The sequence below is a fragment of the Alteromonas sp. ABM1_013 genome, from assembly GCF_056160505.1.
This window is the reverse complement of record NZ_JBSWXH010000007.1, coordinates 57,010-78,803: the sequence shown is the minus strand read 5'-3', so window position 1 is coordinate 78,803 and position 21,794 is coordinate 57,010. Positions and strand designations below refer to the sequence as shown.

Genomic DNA, 21,794 nt, shown 5'->3' with positions numbered 1-21,794 from the left:
CTTACTCCTTAGGCTCTACTTGCTCAGGACGGATGGTACGGATAACCCAAATCATACCGCCGATTAAGAAGAATGAGCTGAATGGTAGGATTAACAAACCGTTACCCTGATACCAGCCACCGTTTTGAACCAGTGGAAGGATTTCGAAACCTAAAATAGTACCGAAACCAAATAGCTCTTTAATTGTACCAATTACAACTAGAATGAAAGAGTAACCCAAGCCGTTACCAATACCATCAAGGAAGCTCATCAGAGGTGGGCTCTTCATGGCGTAAGCTTCAGCACGACCCATTACGATACAGTTAGTAATAATAAGACCAACGAATACCGACAGCTGCTTCGATATTTCATACGAATACGCTTTCAGAATTTGGTCAACAACGATTACCAACGACGCAATAATGGTCATCTGGATAATAATTCGAACGCTAGATGGGATCTGGTTACGAATTAGTGAAATAAACAAGTTTGAGAACGCTACAACGCTTGTAAGCGCTAGCGACATTACCAATGCTGTTTCCAGCTTAGTGGTAATTGCCAGTGCTGAACAGATACCCAATACCTGTAGGGCGATCGGGTTATTGTCCAGGATTGGCCCAAAGAGGGCCTTTTTCATTTCTTTAGTATCTGCCATGAGACTTCCCTTATGAACGCCATGCTTGGTTCTTCAGGAACTGGCCGAAGCCTTGCTCGCCTACCCAGTAACGAATAGTGTTTTCAACACCGTTGCTGGTTAGGGTTGCACCTGAAAGCGCATCGATAGTGTGAGGATTGCTAGGGTTAGCATTTTTCACTACGCGAATAGCAACTTCGCCATTCTCGTAAAGCTCTTTGCCGTCCCATTTGTCCTGCCAAGCAGGGTTTTGCACTTCACCACCTAGTCCTGGCGTTTCTTTTTGCTGATAGTAAATAAGCTCGCGAACCGTTTGGCCGTCTGCGTCTACCGCTAAGAAACCGTACATAAGATCCCAAAGGCCGCTGCCGTGAACAGGAAGGATGATACGAGAAACATCACCTGCGTCGTCGCGAACTAAGTAAACACTTGCCACGTTAGGGCGGCGCTGGAAACCAACATTGCTGTTAGTTACCTTTGTGCTGTACTCAGTTTCTTTGGCTGCTTTATACATGTCGTAATCTGGCTTAGGCGCTTCTACGAAAGTACCTTCGTCAAGATTAACAAAACGCTGTTCTACTCGCTCGCTGTACGTGCTTTCAATTGCGCTATTGCTCATGCCCATTTCATAAAGGCCTGCAGCATTAAGAATGTTGCTCTTTTTATCTAGAGCTGCGTTTGTTTGTTGTAAAGAGCGAAGGCCAACAGCCGCGCCAGAAACAACAATTGAACAAACTAAACATACGGCAACAACAATACCTACCGTTTTGCCTAAAGATTCTTTCTTAGCCGACACGTGCTACCCTCCGCTTGATATTGCTTTGTGCGACGAAATAGTCGAACAGTGGCGCCCACAAGTTAGCAAATAGAATTGCTAGCATTACACCTTCAGGGAAGGCTGGGTTTAGGACGCGGATTAGTACCGTCATGAAACCAATGAAGATACCGTAAGCCCACTTACCTTGGTTAGTGAACGACGCAGAAACTGGGTCTGTCGCCATAAAGAACATACCAAAAGCAAGACCACCAACAACAAAGTGCCAATGTGCAGGCATTGCAAACATAGGGTTCGTATCGCTGCCGATTAGGTTTAGCAAGGTTGCGAAGAACGCCACACCAATTGCTACACCAGCAACAATGCGCCAGCTTGCTATACGCATGTACATGATGAACAAGCCACCAAGAATAATAGCAAGGGTAGACACCTCACCCGCTGAACCTGAAATAGTACCGATGAAGCTGTTCATCCACTGATCCATGTTCGCGTAATCAAGGTTGCCAGAAGCCGCTTGGCTTAGAGACGTTGCACCAGAATAACCATCTGCCGCTACCCATACTTGGTCACCTGAAATTTGCGCAGGATACGCAAAGTAAAGGAATGCACGACCAGACAATGCTGGGTTAAGGAAGTTACGACCTGTACCACCGAATACTTCTTTAGCAATTACAACACCAAAGGTAATACCTAGTGCTACTTGCCATAGAGGGATAGTGGCTGGAAGTGTAAGTGCAAACAGTACTGATGTTACGAAGAAGCCTTCGTTAACTTCGTGCTTGCGCACAGACGCGAACAATACTTCCCAGAAACCACCTACCGCGAACGTTACCGCGTAGATTGGCAGCCAGAAACATGCGCCATAGAAGAATAGACCTAGTGTTCCCGCATTTGCCAAGTCACCGCCAAGGGCAGCGAATAGACCTGCTTGCCATGTGTCAGGCAGCGTTCCTGCGCCAGCAGCAATAGCTTCTTGCGCTTGGAAACCAATGTTATACATACCAAAGAACATAGCTGGGAATGTTGCCATCCATACCATGATCATGATGCGCTTAAGGTCAATGCTGTCACGCACGTGCGTGTTAGCTTTGTTTACTTTACCTGGCGTATAAAAGATGGTCGCTGCAGCTTCGTAAAGCGCGTACCATTTTTCATGCTTACCACCCGGCTCGAAATCCGGCTCAATTTTTTCTAAATACGCTTTTAAACCCATGACTTAACCCTCTTTCTCTATCGTGGTCAAACAGTCGCGTAAGATAGGAGCGTAGTTGTATTTGCCTGGGCATACATAAGTACACAATGCCAAATCTTCTTCGTCCAACTCTAAGCAACCCAACGTCTGAGCACCGTCAGTATCACCAGAAATCAGGTCCCTAAGCAGAAGCGTAGGAATGATATCTAGGGGCATAACGCGTTCGTAATTACCAATTGGAACCATAGAACGTTCTGAACCATTGGTAGTTGTTGTCATATCAAATTTCTTGCTACCACTTAGGTGACCTAAGTAAGCGCGTGTCACTGAGTGTTGGTTTGAACCAGGTAGGATCCAACCGAACAATTTCTTCTCGTGACCTTCTTTTAATAGTGAAACTTGGGTGTGGAAACGACCTAAGAAACCGTGTACGCCCATTGCAGTGGTACCGTTAAGTACAGAACCTGAAACAACACGTACTTCACCGTCTACTTGCTCGTTCGCAGTTAGCTCGGTCACGTCTGCGCCAATTACAGTGCGCACTAGACGTGGGTTTGTTGCAGCAGGACCTGCAAGTGAGATAACACGGCGGTTATCTAATTCACCTGTAGTTAGCAATGCACCAATCGCCATAACGTCTTGGTAATTGATGTGCCAAACCGTTTTGTTCATGCCGGCTGAATCAAGGAAGTGGATATGAGTACCCGGTAGGCCCGCAGGGTGAGGACCGCCAAACTCTTCAACATCAACTGCCGCATCGCCAGTAGCAACAGAAGCACCTGCCGCTTTACAAACGTAAGTTTTGCCACCGCTCAATTGCGTTAGCGCTTTAAGACCATTTACGAAATCGTCTTGGCGCTCAGCAATAATTACAGCAGGATCTGCTGCAAGTGGATTAGTATCCATTGCTGTAACGAAAATTGAGTTTGGTACAGAGTCTAGCTGAGGCGATTTGCTAAATGGACGTGTGCGTAACGCTGTCCACATGCCTGACTCTACAAGGATTGACTGAAGCTGCTCACGTGTTGCGCTCGCGATCTGGTCAGCTGCAATTTTATCAAATGTTACGGCATCGCTGCCGTTCATTTTGATAACTACAGACTGAAGAACACGTTTTGCACCACGGTTAACCTCTACCACTTCACCCGCAGCTGGAGCAGTGAATTTAACGCCAGGGTTCTTTTTGTCTTCAAAAAGAACCTGACCTTTCTTCACTACATCGCCAACTTGGACGTGCATGGTAGGGCGCATACCCACATATTCTTCTCCCAGAATGGCAACGCGCGTTGCAGCAGATGCATCAGCAATCTCCTGCTTTGGCGCTCCCTCAATTGGGAGGTCGAGACCTTTCTTGATTTTTATCATATGTAATTGCACTACTCTAATAGAAATACCCTTTTGCATGACCGCAGAAAACCTGCCTGTCAGCATGCAAAAACGCACTATTAACAGGTGTTAGACACCTTTTTTGTTGATTGATGGAACTTGCTGCAACTGCTACGGTCAGCCTGTTATGAAGCCGTAACGCATAATTCCTTTAGCGGACGCTTTGTTCGCCCTTTCTATATAGACCACCAGCAGAAATTTACACTTATTGTTGTTGTTGTGTAGCTCCAATCGCCACTGCTGTTTTGGTAGAGGCAGAAAAGACCCCTACTTAATTTCGGGATTTTAGCATTAACCCATACGTTTGTGCCACGCTATTTCAAGATAAAGGCAAATTTTTCTACAATTTAATGTAAACCTTTGGTCTTATTCATTTACATTTTTTTCGCTGACGCCCTATATCGGCTCGTAATAAGGCACAAAAAAGCCGTCAAATCAGACGGCTTTTGCACAGATAGCATTAAGTTAATTAATGGTAAGTTTAGGTTTTACCACTTAACCAATGGGTCAACTTCACTGTCGTAATCAACGCTGTCAATGTCAAAACCAAACAGCTTTAGGAACTCATGGTGGTAACCTTTGTAGTCACTTAAGTCATGAAAGTTCTCTTGTGTCACTTGGTCCCATAGCGCTTTAATCTTCGCTTGGGTAGCGTCATTTGTTTCTTTGCCATCCATGCGATAGCGATTTGCTTCATCTAACGTAGGCGTATTTCCAAACAGGCACTGTGTGAACAAACCATGAATCTGTTCAATACAGCCTTCGTGTGTGCCCTCTTCTTTCATCACTTTGTAAATAAGTGAAATATAAAGGGGCATGACGGGAATGGCAGAACTTGCTTGCGTCACTAGTGCTTTTAGTGAGCTTACGTTTGCTTGTACAAGCAAGTCACTGTTTTTGCCAATAATAGCAGCAGCAGCGCGATCAAGGTCTTCTTTTGCTTTGCCGATAGTCGCTTGACCGTAGATAGGCCATGTAAGCTCTTTACCAATGTAGGTATAGGCAGTGGTTTTGCAGCCTTCTGCTAGCACATCAGCATCGCGTAAAAAGTCCATCCAACGTTCCCAATCTTCGCCACCCATCACTTTAATGGTGTTGAGGATTTCATCGTCGTTGGCAGGCTCAAGCGAAACTTCATGCACTTTATCTTTATCTGTGTCGTAAGTTTTTGTGGTGTATGCTTCGCCTACTGGCTTAAGCGTCGACTTGTAGGTCACACCGGTTTCCGGGTCGGTTCTGCGCGGAGACGCAAGGCTATAAATAACCAAGTCAACCTTACCCATTTCAGCTTTGATTTTTTCAATGGTTTCATTTTTGATTTCATCAGAAAAGGCGTCGCCATTAATAGTATCTGCATACAAGCCTTTTGCTTTGGCTTTTTCGTGGAATGCTGCAGTGTTGTACCAACCTGCTGTACCCGTTTTGCGTTCCGTTGGCGCTTTTTCAAAGCAAACACCTAGTGTTTTTGCGCCATAACCAAAGGCAGATGTGATGCGTGACGCTAAGCCGTAGCCTGTAGAGCTACCAATAACCAGTACATTTTTAGGGCCTTCGCCTAAGTCACCTTTTGCTTCCACATAAGCAATTTGTTCATCAACCGCTTTAGCACAGCCTACCGGGTGCGCGTTTGTACAAATGAAGCCTCTCACTTTAGGCTTGATAACCATAATAATTTTCCTTATTTGAGCGTGGGGCTATTGTAATGCCGAAGCCACTGATAACAACTCGGAGCAGATGGAAGCCTGCTAACCATAAAACGCTTTTGCCAGCATATCGCATACATGCATTCTCACCAACAAAACATAGTAACATCACATATTTAGATTTAAACAAGCGACACGTAAACGCGTTCAGATTATTAGTGTGCTGTTCATTTACTAATTAAGCGTTAGAAAAGTAAAAGGAATAGGTTAGAAGATAGAAAGGAATAAAAGATTAAACAAAGAAGAATACTTATATTCACAGGAGCACCACTGGGCACTCCTGTGAAGAAATCATTAACCTAGAACGTCAAGAAGTTCTACGTCAAAGATTAGGGTGCTGTAAGGTGCAATAGCTGCGCCAGCACCTTGCTCACCGTAAGCTAGGTCGTGTGGTACGTATAGACGATACTTTGAACCTGCTTTCATAAGTTGAAGTGCTTCAGTCCAACCTTTGATTACGCCGCCTACTGGGAATTCAGCTGGCTGACCACGCTCGTAAGAGCTATCAAAGGTAGTACCGTTTATAAGCGTACCGTGGTAGTGAACACGTACTGTGCTAGAAGCATCTGGTGTCTCGCCGTCACCTTCAGTAACAACTTCGTATTGAAGACCAGATTCAGTTACGGTTACTTCGTCACGCTTCGCGTTTTCTTCAAGGTACTTTGTGCCTTCTTCAATAACCGCTTTGCTTGCTTCTTCTTTAGCCGCTTGCATACGCTTGTGAATTTCGCCAAACGCATCACGTAGAGTGTCGTTATCAACCTGAGGTGCTTGACCTGCGAAGGCGTCTTTAAGGCCAGCTACAACAGCGTCAATCGCTAGTCCGTCAAACGGATTTGATTGTAGTTGTTGACCCATTTGAAAACCAATGCCGTAACTTGCTTGGGTTTCTACAGTATTGAATGTATCAGTCACAAAAACTCCTGAAATTAAATTACAAATGCAGTACAAATTTCAAACAAACCGCATATTGCGAGAATGTTTCTGCATTTTCCGGTGTAAGAGTGTATCACACCACAAAATATCTTGCTTTGAGCAATGTTAACTAGGGTGCAAAAGTATCAAAATGTTGTAAATTATAACCGAAAGTGGTTAGACAAGTCGCAAAGGACACAGTATGGTTAGGCCCATATATTTAGGAGGAAAGCATGCAAACACACTACGATGCTGAACTGAAAGATACCGTTCGATACCTTGGCAAAACCCTTGGTGAAACAATCAAAAATCAATTAGGTCAGGAGTGGCTAGACCGTATTGAAAAGATTCGTAAAGGCGGCCGAGCTTCTTATCAGGGAGACGCTACCTGTAGCGAAGAACTGAAAGAAACTTTCAAAACAATGTCTGACAGCGATTTGCTTACTGTTGGTCGTGCCTTCGCACAATTCTTGAACCTAGGCAATATTGCCGAGCAAGAATACAACGCGGCAATGAATGTCGATGCATCGATTGATGCTCTGTTTAAACACCTAGATAAAGCAGAACTGACTGCTGACAAAGTACAAGACGCCGTTGCAAAACTAAACATCGATCTTGTATTAACCGCACACCCTACTGAGGTTACGCGCCGTACACTTATTCATAAACATAAAGAGCTAGCGGACTGCCTGCAGGCTGTGCATCAAGAATCTTTAAGTGATGTTGAGCGTAAAAAGATAGAAACACGCATCGCTGACCTTATTGCTCAAGCGTGGCACACTGAAGAAATTCGTTCAGTTCGCCCGACGCCTGTTGATGAAGCGCGTTGGGGCTTCTCCGTTATTGAAAACTCATTGTGGGAAGCGGTACCTGACTTCATGCGCGAGCTTGATAGTCGCTTAAATGAAGACTACGACGTATCGCTACCGCTAGACTCGTCACCAGTACAATTTAGCTCTTGGATGGGTGGAGACAGAGACGGTAACCCATTTGTTACTTCAAAAGTAACCGAGCAAGTATTGCTGCTGGCAAGAAAACGCGCGGCTAAGCTTTTCGCAATCGACCTTGACCGTTTGCAGGTAGAACTTTCGATGTACGATTGCAACGAAGAACTACGTGCACAAGTAGGCGATGCAAACGAACCGTACCGCGCCCTACTTCGCCCGTTGGTTAATAAGTTTATTGCTACTCGTGACGGCATTGCCGACTATCTTGCAGGTAAAAACCCAGACACGTCTAACTGGATAGAAAGCGATGATGAGCTTATCGAGCCGTTGATGCTTTGCTATCAGTCACTATTAGACTGCGGTATGCAGGTTGTTGCTAATGGTCTACTACTAGACACCATTCGTCGTGCTCGCGTATTTGGTATTCACCTTCTACGCCTTGATGTACGCCAAGACTCTGAACGTCACGCAGACGTATTTAGCGAACTTACTCGCTATTTAGGTTTAGGCGATTACGCACAGTGGAGCGAAGCCGACAAGCAAGCATTCTTATTGCGCGAGCTTGGCTCAAAACGTCCGCTATTCCCAGCACAATGGGACGCATCTGACGATGTAAAAGAAGTGCTGGATACCTGTAAGGTCATTGCAAAGCACAGCAAGCATGGATTTGGTATCTACATTATCTCTATGGCGAGTGAGCCATCAGATGTTATGGCGGTTCAGCTGCTTCTTCAAGAAAGCGGTGTAGATTGGCCAATGCCGGTAGCACCACTATTTGAAACGCTAGACGATTTGAACAACTCGCCTGACGTAATGCGCAAACTTCTGTCTATCGACTGGTATCGCGGTTACGTGAAAGGTCGTCAGTTCGTTATGATTGGCTATTCTGACTCAGCAAAAGATGCAGGCGCATTAGCAGCTGGCTGGGCACAGTATCAGTCGCAAGAAGCACTGGTTGCCATTGCAGAAGAATTCGACGTAAGCCTAACCCTGTTCCACGGTCGTGGCGGTACGATTGGTCGTGGTGGATTGCCAGCACACGCTGCTATTTACTCACAACCTCCTGGCTCACTAGAAGGCGGATTCCGCGTAACTGAACAGGGCGAAACTATTCGCTATAAGTTCGGTATGCCAAAACTGGCTAAACGCAGCCTAGGTATTTACGCCAGCGCCATTATTGAAGCTATGTTGTTCCCACCTCCGGCACCAAAAGAAGAGTGGCGCGAGCTTATTACCGCAATGGCAGCGCAAGGTCGCGATAACTACCGTGCAACTGTACGTCATGATGAAGAGTTTGTCCCTTACTTCCGCGTGGCTACTCCAGAGCAAGAGTTGGGTAAACTACCGCTAGGTAGCCGCCCAGCTAAGCGTAAGCCACAAGGCGGAATTGAGAGCCTACGAGCTATACCGTGGATCTTCGCTTGGGCACAAACACGTTTAGTACTGCCAAGCTGGCTAGGCGTTATGCGCGCTATTGATAGCGTGAAGACCCCTGAAAACGAGAAAGTAGTTAACGAAATGTTCAGCGAATGGCCATTCTATCGTTCGCGTCTTTCTATGCTAGACATGGTGTTCCACAAAGCTGATCCACGCATCAGTGAAGCTTATGATGAGCGCCTTGTACCTAAAGAGCTTAAGCACTTTGGTGAAGCGCTACGTAGCGAGCTTAAAGAGAGCATCTCGTCACTATTGGCTATCACAGGCGATGACGACATTATGAAGAACGATCCGCAAGGTAAAGAGTCTATGGAAATTCGCGCTGCGTATCTCCAACCGCTTCATTACCTGCAAATTGAACTTCTAGATCGTATCCGTAAAGCCGGTGACGATGCGCAGAACACAAGCCTAGAACGCGCCATGATGGTTACCATCGCGGGTATCGCGATTGGTATGCGTAATACGGGTTAATCACTGTGCTAACGAAGCGCTTGAATTGACGCACACAGCTTTATTATGTTGGTCACCAATTGCTTCGCTACGAAATAATATAAAAAAAGCCCGCTTCATATGATGAAGCGGGCTTTTTATTGCTTACGTGTTTTTACTTACACTTTAGATAAGAACTAACAGGTAAGGTCGAAGCGGTCTGCGTTCATCACCTTTGTCCACGCTGCAACAAAGTCTTTAACAAACTTCTCTTTGCTATCATCTTGCGCGTATAGCTCAGCATACGCTCGCAACACTGAGTTTGAACCAAACACTAAGTCAAAGCGTGTAGCGGTAAACACTTCGTCACCTGACGCTCTATCGACAATGGCGTAGCTGTTTTTCCCAGTCGGCTTCCACGTGTATTTCATGTCAGTAAGGTTTACGAAGAAGTCCGTGCTCAGCGTACCTACATTGTCGGTGAATACACCATGCTTACTGCCGCCGTAGTTAGTGCCAAGCATGCGCATACCGCCTACTAGTACCGTCATTTCTTTTGCTGTTAAACCAAGTAACTGGGTTTTGTCTAACATTAGCTCTTCTGGCTTAACTGCAAAGTCTTTTTGAAGGTAGTTTCTGTAACCGTCTGCAATTGGCTCTAATGGATCAAACGATTCAGCATCGGTCATGTCGTCAGTAGCGTCGCCGCGTCCAGGAGAGAAAGGAACAGGTACGTTAAAGCCTGCCGCTTCAATCCCCTTTTCTATGCCCACGTTACCTGCTAAAACAATGGTATCCGCAAGGCTTGCACCCGCCGCGTCAGCAAGTGGAGCAAGAACCTCTAGCACCTTATTTAAACGCTCAGGCTCATTGCCCTCCCAATCTTTCTGAGGAGCTAAACGAATTCGCGCACCATTAGCGCCGCCACGTAAATCTGACCCTCTAAAGGTACGAGCACTATCCCACGCTGTTGCTACCATATCCCCAACAGATAGGCCTGATTCTGCAATTTTACTCTTCAACGCTTCAACGTCATATGACGTACTGCCTTCAGGAACTGGATCCTGCCAAATTAACGTTTCTTCTGGTACATCAGGCCCTATGTAACGAACTTTTGGTCCTAGGTCGCGGTGAGTAAGTTTAAACCATGCGCGGGCGAACACTTCGCTGAAGTATTCGTGATCGTTATAAAATTTTTCAGAAATTTTTCTGTATTCCGGATCCATCTTCATCGCCATATCGGCGTCGGTCATAATAGGGTTGTAGCGTGTTGATGGGTCTTCAACATCAACAGGCTTGTCTTCTTCCTTAATATTGATTGGTTCCCACTGCTCAGCGCCCGCTGGAGACTTTTTCAGTTCCCATTCGTAATTAAGCAGTAGGTGGAAATAGCCGTTATCCCATTGCGTAGGATTCGTCGTCCACGCGCCTTCAATACCACTAGATACGGTATCACGACCAATACTGCGGCTCTCATGATTCATCCAGCCAAGACCGGCTTCTTCAATACCTGCTGCTTCTGGGTCTGGCCCTAACGCTTCTGCACTTCCGTTACCGTGACATTTACCCACCGTGTGACCACCGGCTGCTAACGCAACGGTTTCTTCGTCGTTCATTGCCATACGCGCAAAGGTTTCACGTACGTGAGCTGCCGTTTTAAGTGGATCTGGCTTACCGTTAACGCCTTCAGGGTTTACGTAAATAAGGCCCATCTGCACAGCTGCCAAAGGGTTTTCCATGGTTTCAGCACTTTCTACGTCTTCATAGCGTTCATCACTAGGCGCTAACCACTCTTTCTCAGCGCCCCAGTAAACGTCTTTCTCAGGGTGCCAAATATCTTCACGACCGAAGGCAAAACCATAAGTCTTAAGGCCCATGCTGTCGTAAGCTATGGTCCCCGCAAGAACAAACAAATCAGCCCAGCTTAATTTGTTGCCATACTTCTTTTTAATGGGCCAAAGTAAACGGCGCGCTTTATCTAAGTTAACGTTATCAGGCCAAGAGTTAAGCGGTGCAAAACGTTGGTTGCCCGTTGAAGCGCCACCGCGACCATCCGCAATTCGGTACGAACCTGCCGCATGCCATGACATACGGATCATAAGGCCGCCATAGTGCCCCCAATCCGCTGGCCACCATGGCTGTGAATCTGTCATTAAGTCGGTGAGATCTTTTTTAAGGGCTTGAAAGTCTAGTTTTTTAACCTCTTCACGGTAATCGAAGTCTTCTCCCATTGGGTTTGTCTTCGTATCGTGCTGATGCAGAATGTCTAAGTTTAAGGCTTCAGGCCACCAGTCCATTACTGTTGTCCCTGTGGCTGTTAAACCACCATGCATGACCGGACATTTTTTTGCCGAATCATTCACATCACCTAACTTTGCATTGCTCATATTACATCCTCTTTGCCTGTTCGTTAGCGTTATACAACTTAGTTGGTTAGATAAGTTATAGGGTTGACCCATGCAGTTACGCTGTCACGTTAGCATTGATACTAAACCAGCGTTCTCCAAGCATAGTCAAAGTTTTACGCTTTTCCACAAAAGTTTAGACATTAGCCCTTATTGCGAGCATTTGCCAACCAAAGCCAATACAGGTAAGCCACTAATCTTTTTCTCATGGCTGAAAGCAGCATAATATTTAAGCCCTGTACTTCTGCTACAGCCAAAGGTATCAATACAGATTCACGTGAAGATAGGCTTTTTAATATTGCGAAATGCCCTACCCTTAAATAATACAAACGCACGTCCATTCGCAACTGCAAAAGTATACGGCCAAATTAATCATGGTTTGCCAAAAGAGGTTACAAACAAATCCTCCGTACAGTTAAAAAGTCACTTCGACCTTAATACACTTTAAAGGTCCCAATTCTTGGGGCTTTTATTAATAGATTAAAAATGACTTATGCAAGAGTTAAATGTAGAAGAAGTTACACAAGTGTCTGGAGCAATGAGTGATTGGGCCTCTGGAGGCATGGCAGTAATAGGCCTTGGGATTGCCGGAGGTCCAGCTACAGGTATATTCGGACTCGCTGTCGGCGGAGCAATGATGTTCATTGGCTATTTAGACAAGTAAAAAGTGATAAAAGCTCACCTTTGGGCGAGCTTTTAATATCCATCTAATGAGGGGAAAACACCATGAAGCATAAAAAATTGGCTGATTTCACTTACCTAGTTTTGATCTTTACAACGTTCATCGCCTCCTACTTTAAAGATAGCGATTCTTTTTTTTACACATTTACCGCACTAACGCTGGGTTACATAGTCATTCTTCAGCATGGAATTATTCAACGTTTGGATTTTAACTAAGCCCCCCCTTTCTGTGGCTAATAAATCTATAAAGATAGAAAAATGAGGTTTTGGGCTGAGAGAAGTTTTGATAAGTAAACTTGCACCAAAAACGCCGTCGCAATGTCTACAAAGATGCAACGAAAAAGGCTGAATACCTAAGGGCGTAACAGATCGCTTCTTTCTAAAAAACTTCAGTTATTAGGCTATTGAGGTGTTTAGAGTTGGCGGGGCTTTGATAAGCAGGCTCTCCTGTGCCAAGGATGCCATGACGAGGCCTACAAAGACGCAACAAAAAAGGCTGGATACGTAAGGTCGTAACAGACTGTCTGCAGCAGGGATGCTGCAGCCAAGCCTCCATGGATGGAAGCTCGGCGTGTCTGTGTAGGCCTTACGTATCCAGCCTTTTCTAGCGGATGCTAATGCATCCGCTTTAAGCACTATTAGCCGTTTACGAAGTCAACGCCTAGCTTGATGTCGCCACGTAGGCCTTCAAGCATGTCGTTTTTCGCTTTTTCTTCAAATGCGCTTAGCTCGCCGTATGGCAAGATTTCTACAACACCGTTTGCGCCAAGGCGTACTGGGTGTGCGAAGAATGCTGCGTCGTCGCTGTCGTCAGTCTGTACGTAAGTGTACTCAACAACGTTCTCACCTTGCATTGCTGCTACTAGAGACAGACAGAAACGCGCTGCTGCTTGACCCATTGAAAGGGTTGCAGAGCCGCCGCCAGCTTTCGCTTCAACAACTTCAGTACCCGCATTCTGGATACGAGTAGTTAGGCTAGATACTTCTTCGTCTGTAAACTCTACGCCTTCAACTTGTGAAAGAAGAGGAAGGATAGTTGTACCCGAGTGACCACCGATTACCGGTACGTGCACAGAAGATACGTCTACACCTTTAAGTTCAGCAACGAAAGTTTCAGCACGGATAACGTCAAGTGTCGTTACACCGAAAAGCTTGTTCTTGTCGTAAACGCCTTTAGCTTTAAGCGTTTCAGCTGCAATAGCTACAGTAGTGTTAACTGGGTTAGTGATGATACCAACACACGCGTTCGGGCAGTTATCAGCTACACCTTCAATTAGGTTTTTAACAATGCCGGCGTTGATGTTGAACAGATCAGAACGATCCATACCTGGCTTACGAGGCATACCCGCTGGAATAAGAACTACGTCTGCTCCAGTAAGTGCATCAGCTAGGTCATCTTTACCGTGACCGGTTACTTTTACCGCAGTGGGGATGTGGCTCAAATCAACGGCAACACCAGGAACAACTGGCGCAACGTCATATAGCGCTAAATCTGAACCTGCTGGCAATTGTGTTTTCAACAACAAAGACAGCGCCTGACCAATACCACCGGCAGCACCTAACACGGCTACTTTCATACCATTTCTCCTATGGGATTACTTCACGTATTTAAACGGAACGTCACACTAATGCAACGCGGGGGAAAACTCAATCACCGGATCGTCTTATTAACGTTATTTATGGCGATTTTCATTCGATATTCATTATCATGAATGATTATGCAAAGAAATTGCGCAAAGTCTACCTGTACGGCACAATATACGCATACTAAATACAATTCCTTACGATAACATTTAAAAAAGAAAGAGCGCTAATGGCAAACGCAAAACAAGAGCAACTCATCAAAGCTTTTAAAGAAATCCTAAAAGCAGAAAATTACGGTTCGCAGGGCGAGATAGTTGACGCTTTGAAAGCACAAGGTTTTGACAACATCAGCCAATCCAAAATCTCTAGAATGCTAAGTAAGTTTGGCGCGGTACGAACCCGAAATGCACGAGGAGACATGGTTTACTGTTTGCCTCCTGAATTAGGTATGCCTACCGCCAAAAGTCCGCTCAAACAGTTGGTATTAGATATTGTTCACAACAATGTCATGGTTATTATTAGAACCAGCCCAGGTGCAGCACAGCTTATTGCTCGTTTATTAGATTCGTTAAGCAAGAAAGATGGCGTACTAGGCACTATTGCAGGTGATGACACTATTTTCATTGCCCCTGCTGACGTGACAAGAATTGAAGAATTAAGACAACGCGTTGAAGATTTATTTGAAAATGTATAGTTAGGGCAACCAAAAGCCGACAATCAAAAATAAAGAAACCGCATACAAGATGCGGTTTCCAAATAGGGTATAATCGAAGGCTATCCTAAGATAGCAACTTAATAAGCGCATCTGCTGCGGGGCGAGATGACGGTGGGTTCTGACCCGTTACTAACAAACCGTCAGTAAAGACTTTTACCGCGAAATCGTCAGCACTTTCATACTTACCGCCCTTTTTAACCAGTTCATCTTCTACCAGATAAGGAACAACGTCAGTAAGTTCCATTGCAGCTTCTTCGCTGTTTGAGAACCCCGTTACTTGTTTGCCATCAACTAAGTATTTACCATCTGGATTTTTAACATCCTTTAGTACGATTGGAGCGTGGCACACTGCACCGACAGGTTTATTCGCTGCAATTGTGTCTTCAATTAACTTAATCGAGTGCGCGTTATCAGAAAGATCCCATAGCGGACCATGGCCACCGGGGTAAAATACCGCGTCAAATTCATCAGCACGCACATCTTCAAGCGGTATAGTCGAGGCGATAGCACTACGTGCCAATTCATCTTTAGTATAACGCATGGCGTCGTCTGTCATTGCGTCTTCTGCAAGACTATTAGGGTCAATAGGCACTTGCCCGCCCATTGGTGATGCCAGCGTAATCGTATAGCCTTGATCTTTAAATGCGTAATATGGCGCTGCGAACTCTTCTAACCACATGCCAGTTTTCTTACCCGTGTCACCCATAATTTCGTGAGACGTCATTACCATAAGCATACGTTTTGTCATAAGCCCTCCTTGCGAGCATTTAAAAGTTTTCTCGTCAGTTAATTCGTGTTGTGGAGGGACTTAGATCATAAGCAAACACTGTGATCGATTAGTGGCTTGTGTGTGAGATAAATCGCAGGCATAAAAAAGTGCCACTTCCTGTTAAGGAAAGTGGCACCTAACACTACAACTTGTAGTTAGTGTTTACTACTTCTTAGAAGCGGTAGTTAACACCCAAACGTAATTCCCAAAGTGACGCATCACCTTGACGACGTTCTGGATTAGCAGTACCTACAACAGCTGTATTGAATGAAGTCTCTTCTAGGATACCCCAATCATCGTTAAGCATATTTGTGAAGTTATCAATCACGAAGAATACTTGTGCTGTGTGGTCTTTGTGGAAGGCTGGAACATCTTGGCGAACCGCGATATCAACTTTTGTCCACCAAGGGCTTTCTTCATCGTTACGCTCAGCACCAATTGGAAGTACGTTGTTAGAGTCCAAGTAAGGCGTGAAGTTAAAGATACTATTTACTTCGTCCTCAGAAATAGTAAAGCTGTATGGCTTACCAGACTGAGCAACCGCGAACGCAGAGAACGTAGTGTTGTAGCCATCAATAAGTTCAGTAGTGTAACGGAAGTCCAACGTAAAGCGGTGAGCAATGTTCCAATCCGACAGTGAAGAAACTTCTTCATTCGGGTTAGTAAATGCCCTGAACTGGTAGTTAGAGAACGCTACTGAGCTAGTCATAGGCTGAACATCTTCAGCGTGGCTGTAGTTATAACCACCCACAAGTGAGATGCCGTTGTCCCAAGTCTTGTTCATTGTTGCTGTTAATGAATAAGAAGTAGAGCTTTCATCAGAGTTAGTAAGCTCCAAAGAACCCAGACCCGTTCTTTCGTACTCAATGTATCCCTCGTCGGTAAGACCTACAGGCTCTATACCTTTGTATTTAATCATCGCTTGGTCTTGCGTAATGCTTACCAAAAGATCTAGGTTAAATACATAGTCTTCATCTGTAATGTGCGTCATACCTGCAGAGATTTTCCACTCGCTAGGCATTTCGAAGTCTGGGTCAAGGTTATTTGGTTCAAAGTTACTACCAACACCTGCATCCATCTGAGCATCAAGGTCAGACGGTACTGAGTAACCAGGGCCAGCAGTAACGCCGTCTTCAGTGTTAACCCAAGTTACGCTGCCATCTAGGATGTTTGCGTAATCACCACGTACTTCACCACCAGTAACGTTAGTGTTCTGGTAGTTGTTAGTCATCCAAACGTTCGGGTTACCGCCTGAGAAAAGACCAAAGCCACCGCGTAGTTCTGTGCTATCACTTAGCGTGTAATTAAGACCAACACGTGGTTGAAGAAGGTCTACACCGTCTAGGTTTGCACTATTACTATAACCGTAAGATTCGGTGAATTCAGCGTTCTCTAGAGGGCGGTCTGACGTTGTAATCCAGTCATAACGAAGACCAGCAACTACTTTCAAGTCGTCAGTTAGGTAGAACTCGTCCTGCGCATATGTAGAGTGTGAAGTGTAACCCCACTCAGCAGCTCTATCTAGAAGGTTACCCGAGTAAGCATAACCATAATCAATTCGAGCATTCGCACCATTTTCGAAGTCATCAATGCTGTTAAATGTAGTTGTTGTTTCGGCGTGCTGTACGAAAAGGTTGAAGATATCAAGCGTGTCGTTTTCATAACCGAAAGTTAGCGTGTGACCGTTATCGAAGTAGTAGTTACCGCGGAACATGATGCTAGTTGCATCCCAGTCTAGGTCGTTGGCTTGACGGCTGTCATCAGAACCTAGATAAACAGAAAGGTTATCAGCGTCATCATTAGGATCATTAGCCATGCGAATGATAATTTCACCGAAATCATTGCCACCTGGTGTTCCGTCGCCATAGAAAGAGCGCTGAAGATTATCAAGCTCTGTACGAGCTACGCGGATTTCGGTTGAGAATTTGTCTGTCCAGTCAGAGTAAAGTACACCGATGAAAGACTGAAGTTCTGCACCACGCTCATATAGGTGGCTTTGGAATTCGAATTCATTTGAATCGCCATCAGACTCAGCAAAGTTATTACCGTCGTTGTAGTTATAGGTAAACGCTAAACGGTGCTGGTCATTGATATTCCAGTCTAATTTAACAAGTAGTTTTTCATCTTCGTTAGCAAGACTTGAAGGTACAGAGCCCGCGTCGAAGTTGTAAACATCTTGAGAAATCTGTTGGATACGCTCAACTTCTGCTTGAGTAATATTAACTTCGTTAATTGCACCAGAACCGATAGCGCCACGGTCGAAGGTGTTTGCACCTTCAAGCTTTTCGTATGCTGCGAAGATAAATAATTTATCTTTGATAAGTGGTGCACCAACAGTGAAGCCGTAACGTCTTTCAGTATAAGCACCTAGGTTGATGTCATCACCTTCGAGTGAGTCACCACGTAAGCTGTCGCTACCGAAGTCATAGAACGCAGAACCGTGAACTTCGTTAGTACCCGTTTTACTTACAGCACTAATATTACACGCAGAGAAACCACCGTAGATTACATCAAACGGTGCGATTTCAACTGAAACACCAGCGATAGCGTCGAAAGAGAAAGGCATTCTCTCAGTTGGGTAGCCGTTTGAATTAAGACCGAAAAGGTCGTTCATACGAACACCGTCAACAGTCAAACTGTTGAAACGCGGGCTTTTACCCACACACTGAATACCGTTGCTGCCACCTTCGTCCACGTAAATACGCGGGTCGATACGAACGATATCGGTAATATCACGGTTGATAGCAGGCGCTTCTTGAAGAGTAGAAAGGTCGAAGCTTGCAACAGGGCCGGTTTGGCCGAAAGATAAGCTGCTAACTTGAGAACCAGTAACAACAATGTTTTCGTACTGGGCTGCTGGCTCTAGCATACGCTCAATTGACGCTGACTCACCAAGCTCTAGGTAGACGTCATTGATTGTTTGATCAGCGAATTCGTCAGAATCAATGACAACTGTGTATGGGCCACCTACGCGAAGACCGCGAAGACTGAACGTACCACCGTTGTTCACAGTAACAGTTTTAACCGCGCCTGTAGGAACGTGAGTAACTGTTACAACAGTACCTGCCGCTGGGTTACCTTGCGGCCCCATGATTTTACCGTTCAATTCAGATGACGTAACCTGGGCCATAGCCGTTGACGACAAACCGATTGACAGCGCAACCGCAGCCGCAATGCGACTGAACTTTGCTGATGTTCTCATGTGTGTTTCCCTTATTGTTTAAATTTGTTTTTAGGGTCGCTAGTAGGGCATTTCCCTTAGACGACCTTCAATTAATATGAATCGACAAAATTGTTATAGAGATTCATGTCAATTTTATTACAACTTTACATTTTTATTTAGCAGCAACTCCCCTAGGCGGTTGACTTTGTAAAAAATATCTTGACCAAATGGTCAGGTTAATTTACTTATTGTTATTATTGTCAATTCACGGCGATTAGCTGATGCTATTCTTGCCATATCGAACACTAATAAACAGCGTTTAACAAAAATCAGGTTTACCTATAAAAGATTCATTAATAACAACAACTTACCATTTTAAAATAAATTTACCTATTGCAATAAGTAACCTTAACTGATGAAATCCACATATAAATCGTTAATTCATTTGGTCGTTTTTTTGACAGATTTAAGAATTGTTACCTCTGTAAAGTGGGTTATATTAGCTATAGTTGCACTATCGTGTGGCCTAGCAAGCTATTATAAAAATTCTACGTTTTATGATGACATTCTGCCGCAAACTGGTCAAATATTAACCTGCAACACAGGGTTATCGGGTAATAAAGATGTATTTTCTGCTTATATAACCGATGGTCGCATAGCTAAAATGGTTAGCGAACGATTATGCTCTGACAGCACGATAAAACGCCAATACAGCAGTATTAAAGTAGTAATTGGTCAAAGCGATTACGACACGTTTCGATATATAAACCACGGTGTAGTTGACCTAGCCTTGGTGAAAAGCAATATCGTGGATGCCTTTGGTGCAGATAAAATCTATGGTTTAACTAAGCTAGCAGCCCACCCTGACTACCCCGCATTTTTTATAGCGCTTAGAGAAAAACCATTGTTAAATAAAGAGTATCTACTTGGAAAACGAATTGGTCTTTTAGACTATCCGAGTAGCCGTTCTGGTCATATTGTGCCCAAGACAGTCTTACAACATATGGGGCTGACAGACACCACTGTCGACATTGTCTATTACAGCTCTCATAAGGAATTGAGGCGCGCACTCCTTGCAGGCGAAGTCGATATCATCTCAACGTATTGGGCAGAGGAAGATGCCGAGACGTTCTCTAAGAATTACACCGCCCCCCTTTTAGAGAGCGTGAGCGGGATGCAATGGTATTTAAAGATGCAGACCCAAAATACGGACCTATTCTGCGCTGTACAGTCAGTTGTCTACGAAATAGCGACAACTCACCCAAGGCCATATTACAAAAATATTACCTTGGAAGAAGGGTGTAACAAATGAGTAAAGTTAAGTTGCACCTTATACCTCCCCTAAAAATTGCGGCAGTATTTGTATTGCTGGTAATGGTTCTGCAAACAGCATCCATTATAGGTCAGTACTTTGCACATCAGCTTTCCATCCACCAAGCTATTGATGTCGTTGAAAGGCGTATAAGTTTGGATAGCGCTTTCCTTGATGTTGGAAACGAAACGCTAAATACGCCAGCGAATATGTATGCCATTGAACGCTATCTTGAACGCCTCAATAAAGTAATAGAAGAAAAAACGCTGCCTGTCATAGCGAGCGCTGTTCAGGGCGTTCAGACAAATGCAGACTTAACTGAATATCCAATTGTACATAGATCCACTTTTAAGAATGCAGAGCAAACCATACATATTTCAATTAATAGTAGAAATGCTTTAAGTGAAGTGGGGATTAGCTGGGTAGCCGTTCTAATTGCACTTCTTATTGCCCCATTATTTGTATTTACGAACAAAGAGAAGCGAAAACAATCTCCCCTTGAAGAACTCGTTGTTCCTCCTAAGCCCAAACTAATAATTAACCTGCAAGAAAAGACCATATCAAACGGTATTGAAGACAAAGTAGTAACCTTACAAAACAAGCCTCTTTGTTTTTACACTGCTTTGGTTAAATACTGCATAGCCAATCCCAATCAACCATTACCGCCACATAAAGATGTTCCAAGTGAGTTAATGGCGCTAGCTAATAAATGCTTCGGCCGATTGATTGAGTTAGGCCATACAAAGAGAAAACGCCCCGACTTCAACGCAAACCTAGACAAAACGTTAAGTGAAATAAGAGCCGCCCTTGATGAGTTATTCTTGTCTTACGTTGAAGAAAAAGAGAAGTATTACCCACCTCGTGCTCAGGGTGAAGGTTCACGTTCAAAGCAACACTCTTATGCATTGCCACCGATAAAAGAAGAGGATATCGAAATTATTGGTAACTAATTAAAAACTGACCACTTGGAGAACTTTTTTGTATTTTATGCGAGTTTAAAAAACAGTCCGCAATACCTTGAAAATACAATAAAGTTCTAGCAAAGACCGCGCCCAAAAGTGATAACTTGTGAATATAACATTGATTCGCGAGGCCTAAACGCGTATCTTTGCACCAACAAAACCAGCTTTATAGTACTATGCAATCGCCACTTATTATTGCCATTTCTGGAGCTTCTGGCTCTGGGAAGTCTCTTTTTACAAAAAATTTGTTTAACGGCTTCAGTGCTCAAGGCCGCCCTGTTCAAGTGCTGCGCGAAGATCACTACTATCGCGCCCAAGATCATCTTCCCATGGAACAGCGTGAGAAGAATAACTACGATCATCCAAACGCATTTGAACACGAGTTATTGAAAGCGCACCTGCAAGCATTGCGTGATGGCCAACCTATCGACTATCCGCATTACTGCTATAAAACGCACACACGTTTACCTGAAACGGAGCGCTTAAACCCCGCACCGGTGATCATACTTGAAGGTATTATGTTGCTTGCACGTACAGATTTATTACCTCTGTACGACGTAAAAATCTTTATCGATACTCCTCTTGATATTTGTTTGATGCGCCGAATGATGCGAGACCTTAAAGAACGAGGTCGTAGCATAGAATCAGTGGCCAAGCAGTACGAAGAAACTGTAAAGCCTATGTATCATCAATTTATCGAACCTAGCCGCTTCACTGCCGACGTAGTAGTGACGCAAGGTGGCAAAAACCAAATCGCATTAGATGTGATCAAATCACACATTCAGCAAGCGCTTCTTTAAGGGAAC

At 44.5% G+C, this 21,794-nt stretch carries 17 protein-coding genes; 7 read left to right on the top strand and 10 right to left on the bottom strand.

All coding sequences use genetic code 11. The features are described 5' to 3' along the window. Window position 1: 1 nt before the first annotated feature. From ACXAGK_RS18955 to ACXAGK_RS18930, 6 genes are all read right to left on the bottom strand, one after another. Window positions 2-634 (bottom strand): NADH:ubiquinone reductase (Na(+)-transporting) subunit D, encoded by a 633-nt coding sequence (locus ACXAGK_RS18955; protein WP_118492037.1) that lies wholly within the window; start codon window positions 632-634, stop codon window positions 2-4. Window positions 635-644: 10 nt separating this feature from the next. Beyond that, window positions 645-1,409, bottom strand: coding sequence for a Na(+)-translocating NADH-quinone reductase subunit C (locus ACXAGK_RS18950; RefSeq protein WP_014950796.1), 765 nt, complete (start codon window positions 1,407-1,409; stop codon window positions 645-647). Further along, the gene (locus ACXAGK_RS18945) at window positions 1,399-2,601 is read right to left on the bottom strand and encodes an NADH:ubiquinone reductase (Na(+)-transporting) subunit B (RefSeq protein WP_474804667.1); all 1,203 of its coding nucleotides are present in this window, start codon (window positions 2,599-2,601) and stop codon (window positions 1,399-1,401) included. The genes ACXAGK_RS18950 and ACXAGK_RS18945 overlap by 11 nt, the downstream gene beginning before the upstream one ends. 3 nt (window positions 2,602-2,604) lie before the next feature. After that, a complete protein-coding gene (locus tag ACXAGK_RS18940) occupies window positions 2,605-3,945 on the bottom strand; it encodes a Na(+)-translocating NADH-quinone reductase subunit A (protein WP_474804665.1) in 1,341 nt (446 codons plus the stop codon). A 509-nt stretch (window positions 3,946-4,454) separates the two neighbouring features. Beyond that, the gene (gene fabV / locus ACXAGK_RS18935; RefSeq protein ID WP_474857424.1) at window positions 4,455-5,633 is read right to left on the bottom strand and encodes an enoyl-ACP reductase FabV; all 1,179 of its coding nucleotides are present in this window, start codon (window positions 5,631-5,633) and stop codon (window positions 4,455-4,457) included. Between the two features lie 330 nt (window positions 5,634-5,963). Then, window positions 5,964-6,584: an FKBP-type peptidyl-prolyl cis-trans isomerase gene (locus ACXAGK_RS18930; protein ID WP_015068144.1), complete on the bottom strand. Its 621-nt coding sequence runs from the start codon at window positions 6,582-6,584 to the stop codon at window positions 5,964-5,966. 233 nt (window positions 6,585-6,817) lie between these two features. Between ACXAGK_RS18930 and ppc the strand changes: the two genes are divergently transcribed. After that, entirely contained in the window at window positions 6,818-9,439 is a 2,622-nt protein-coding gene (gene ppc, locus ACXAGK_RS18925; RefSeq protein ID WP_474857423.1) for a phosphoenolpyruvate carboxylase, read from the top strand. Between the two features lie 155 nt (window positions 9,440-9,594). Here ppc and katG read toward each other — a convergent pair whose 3' ends face one another. Next, window positions 9,595-11,784, bottom strand: coding sequence for a catalase/peroxidase HPI (katG, locus tag ACXAGK_RS18920; RefSeq protein ID WP_474857422.1), 2,190 nt, complete (start codon window positions 11,782-11,784; stop codon window positions 9,595-9,597). 511 nt (window positions 11,785-12,295) lie between these two features. Between katG and ACXAGK_RS18915 the strand changes: the two genes are divergently transcribed. Together ACXAGK_RS18915 and ACXAGK_RS18910 are read left to right on the top strand one after the other, a co-directional pair. Further along, entirely contained in the window at window positions 12,296-12,466 is a 171-nt protein-coding gene (locus ACXAGK_RS18915; RefSeq protein WP_474857421.1) for a hypothetical protein, read from the top strand. A gap of 62 nt (window positions 12,467-12,528) precedes the next feature. Further along, window positions 12,529-12,699 (top strand): hypothetical protein, encoded by a 171-nt coding sequence (locus ACXAGK_RS18910; protein WP_474857420.1) that lies wholly within the window; start codon window positions 12,529-12,531, stop codon window positions 12,697-12,699. 422 nt (window positions 12,700-13,121) lie between these two features. Here ACXAGK_RS18910 and mdh read toward each other — a convergent pair whose 3' ends face one another. Next, a complete protein-coding gene (gene mdh / locus ACXAGK_RS18905) occupies window positions 13,122-14,060 on the bottom strand; it encodes a malate dehydrogenase (protein ID WP_474804648.1) in 939 nt (312 codons plus the stop codon). Between the two features lie 236 nt (window positions 14,061-14,296). Between mdh and argR the strand changes: the two genes are divergently transcribed. Further along, window positions 14,297-14,761 (top strand): transcriptional regulator ArgR, encoded by a 465-nt coding sequence (argR, locus tag ACXAGK_RS18900; RefSeq protein ID WP_179984645.1) that lies wholly within the window; start codon window positions 14,297-14,299, stop codon window positions 14,759-14,761. A gap of 85 nt (window positions 14,762-14,846) precedes the next feature. Here the strand turns inward: argR and ACXAGK_RS18895 are convergent, their stop codons facing one another. Both ACXAGK_RS18895 and ACXAGK_RS18890 read right to left on the bottom strand, forming a co-directional pair. Next, window positions 14,847-15,530, bottom strand: coding sequence for a type 1 glutamine amidotransferase domain-containing protein (locus ACXAGK_RS18895; RefSeq protein WP_474857419.1), 684 nt, complete (start codon window positions 15,528-15,530; stop codon window positions 14,847-14,849). Between the two features lie 193 nt (window positions 15,531-15,723). Beyond that, entirely contained in the window at window positions 15,724-18,753 is a 3,030-nt protein-coding gene (locus ACXAGK_RS18890; RefSeq protein WP_474804642.1) for a TonB-dependent receptor, read from the bottom strand. A 376-nt stretch (window positions 18,754-19,129) separates the two neighbouring features. Here ACXAGK_RS18890 and ACXAGK_RS18885 point away from each other — a divergent pair, with 376 nt between their 5' ends. The 3 genes from ACXAGK_RS18885 (at window position 19,130) to udk (ending at window position 21,788) form a co-directional block, all read left to right on the top strand. Further along, window positions 19,130-20,026: a PhnD/SsuA/transferrin family substrate-binding protein gene (locus ACXAGK_RS18885; protein WP_474857418.1), complete on the top strand. Its 897-nt coding sequence runs from the start codon at window positions 19,130-19,132 to the stop codon at window positions 20,024-20,026. Continuing rightward, window positions 20,023-20,976: a hypothetical protein gene (locus ACXAGK_RS18880; RefSeq protein ID WP_474857417.1), complete on the top strand. Its 954-nt coding sequence runs from the start codon at window positions 20,023-20,025 to the stop codon at window positions 20,974-20,976. The genes ACXAGK_RS18885 and ACXAGK_RS18880 overlap by 4 nt, the downstream gene beginning before the upstream one ends. A gap of 188 nt (window positions 20,977-21,164) precedes the next feature. Then, entirely contained in the window at window positions 21,165-21,788 is a 624-nt protein-coding gene (gene udk / locus ACXAGK_RS18875) for a uridine kinase (protein WP_014950808.1), read from the top strand. Window positions 21,789-21,794 lie beyond the last annotated feature (6 nt).

Coding starts and splice junctions, on each gene's coding strand:
- ACXAGK_RS18955 (WP_118492037.1), bottom strand. CDS start 634: ATGGCAGATACTAAAGAAATGAAAAAGGCCCTCTTTGGGCCAATCCTG.
- ACXAGK_RS18945 (WP_474804667.1), bottom strand. CDS start 2,601: ATGGGTTTAAAAGCGTATTTAGAAAAAATTGAGCCGGATTTCGAGCCG.
- ACXAGK_RS18940 (WP_474804665.1), bottom strand. CDS start 3,945: ATGATAAAAATCAAGAAAGGTCTCGACCTCCCAATTGAGGGAGCGCCA.
- fabV (WP_474857424.1), bottom strand. CDS start 5,633: ATGGTTATCAAGCCTAAAGTGAGAGGCTTCATTTGTACAAACGCGCAC.
- ppc (WP_474857423.1), top strand. CDS start 6,818: ATGCAAACACACTACGATGCTGAACTGAAAGATACCGTTCGATACCTT.
- katG (WP_474857422.1), bottom strand. CDS start 11,784: ATGAGCAATGCAAAGTTAGGTGATGTGAATGATTCGGCAAAAAAATGT.
- ACXAGK_RS18915 (WP_474857421.1), top strand. CDS start 12,296: ATGCAAGAGTTAAATGTAGAAGAAGTTACACAAGTGTCTGGAGCAATG.
- ACXAGK_RS18910 (WP_474857420.1), top strand. CDS start 12,529: ATGAAGCATAAAAAATTGGCTGATTTCACTTACCTAGTTTTGATCTTT.
- mdh (WP_474804648.1), bottom strand. CDS start 14,060: ATGAAAGTAGCCGTGTTAGGTGCTGCCGGTGGTATTGGTCAGGCGCTG.
- argR (WP_179984645.1), top strand. CDS start 14,297: ATGGCAAACGCAAAACAAGAGCAACTCATCAAAGCTTTTAAAGAAATC.
- ACXAGK_RS18895 (WP_474857419.1), bottom strand. CDS start 15,530: ATGACAAAACGTATGCTTATGGTAATGACGTCTCACGAAATTATGGGT.
- ACXAGK_RS18890 (WP_474804642.1), bottom strand. CDS start 18,753: ATGAGAACATCAGCAAAGTTCAGTCGCATTGCGGCTGCGGTTGCGCTG.
- ACXAGK_RS18885 (WP_474857418.1), top strand. CDS start 19,130: ATGAAATCCACATATAAATCGTTAATTCATTTGGTCGTTTTTTTGACA.
- ACXAGK_RS18880 (WP_474857417.1), top strand. CDS start 20,023: ATGAGTAAAGTTAAGTTGCACCTTATACCTCCCCTAAAAATTGCGGCA.
- udk (WP_014950808.1), top strand. CDS start 21,165: ATGCAATCGCCACTTATTATTGCCATTTCTGGAGCTTCTGGCTCTGGG.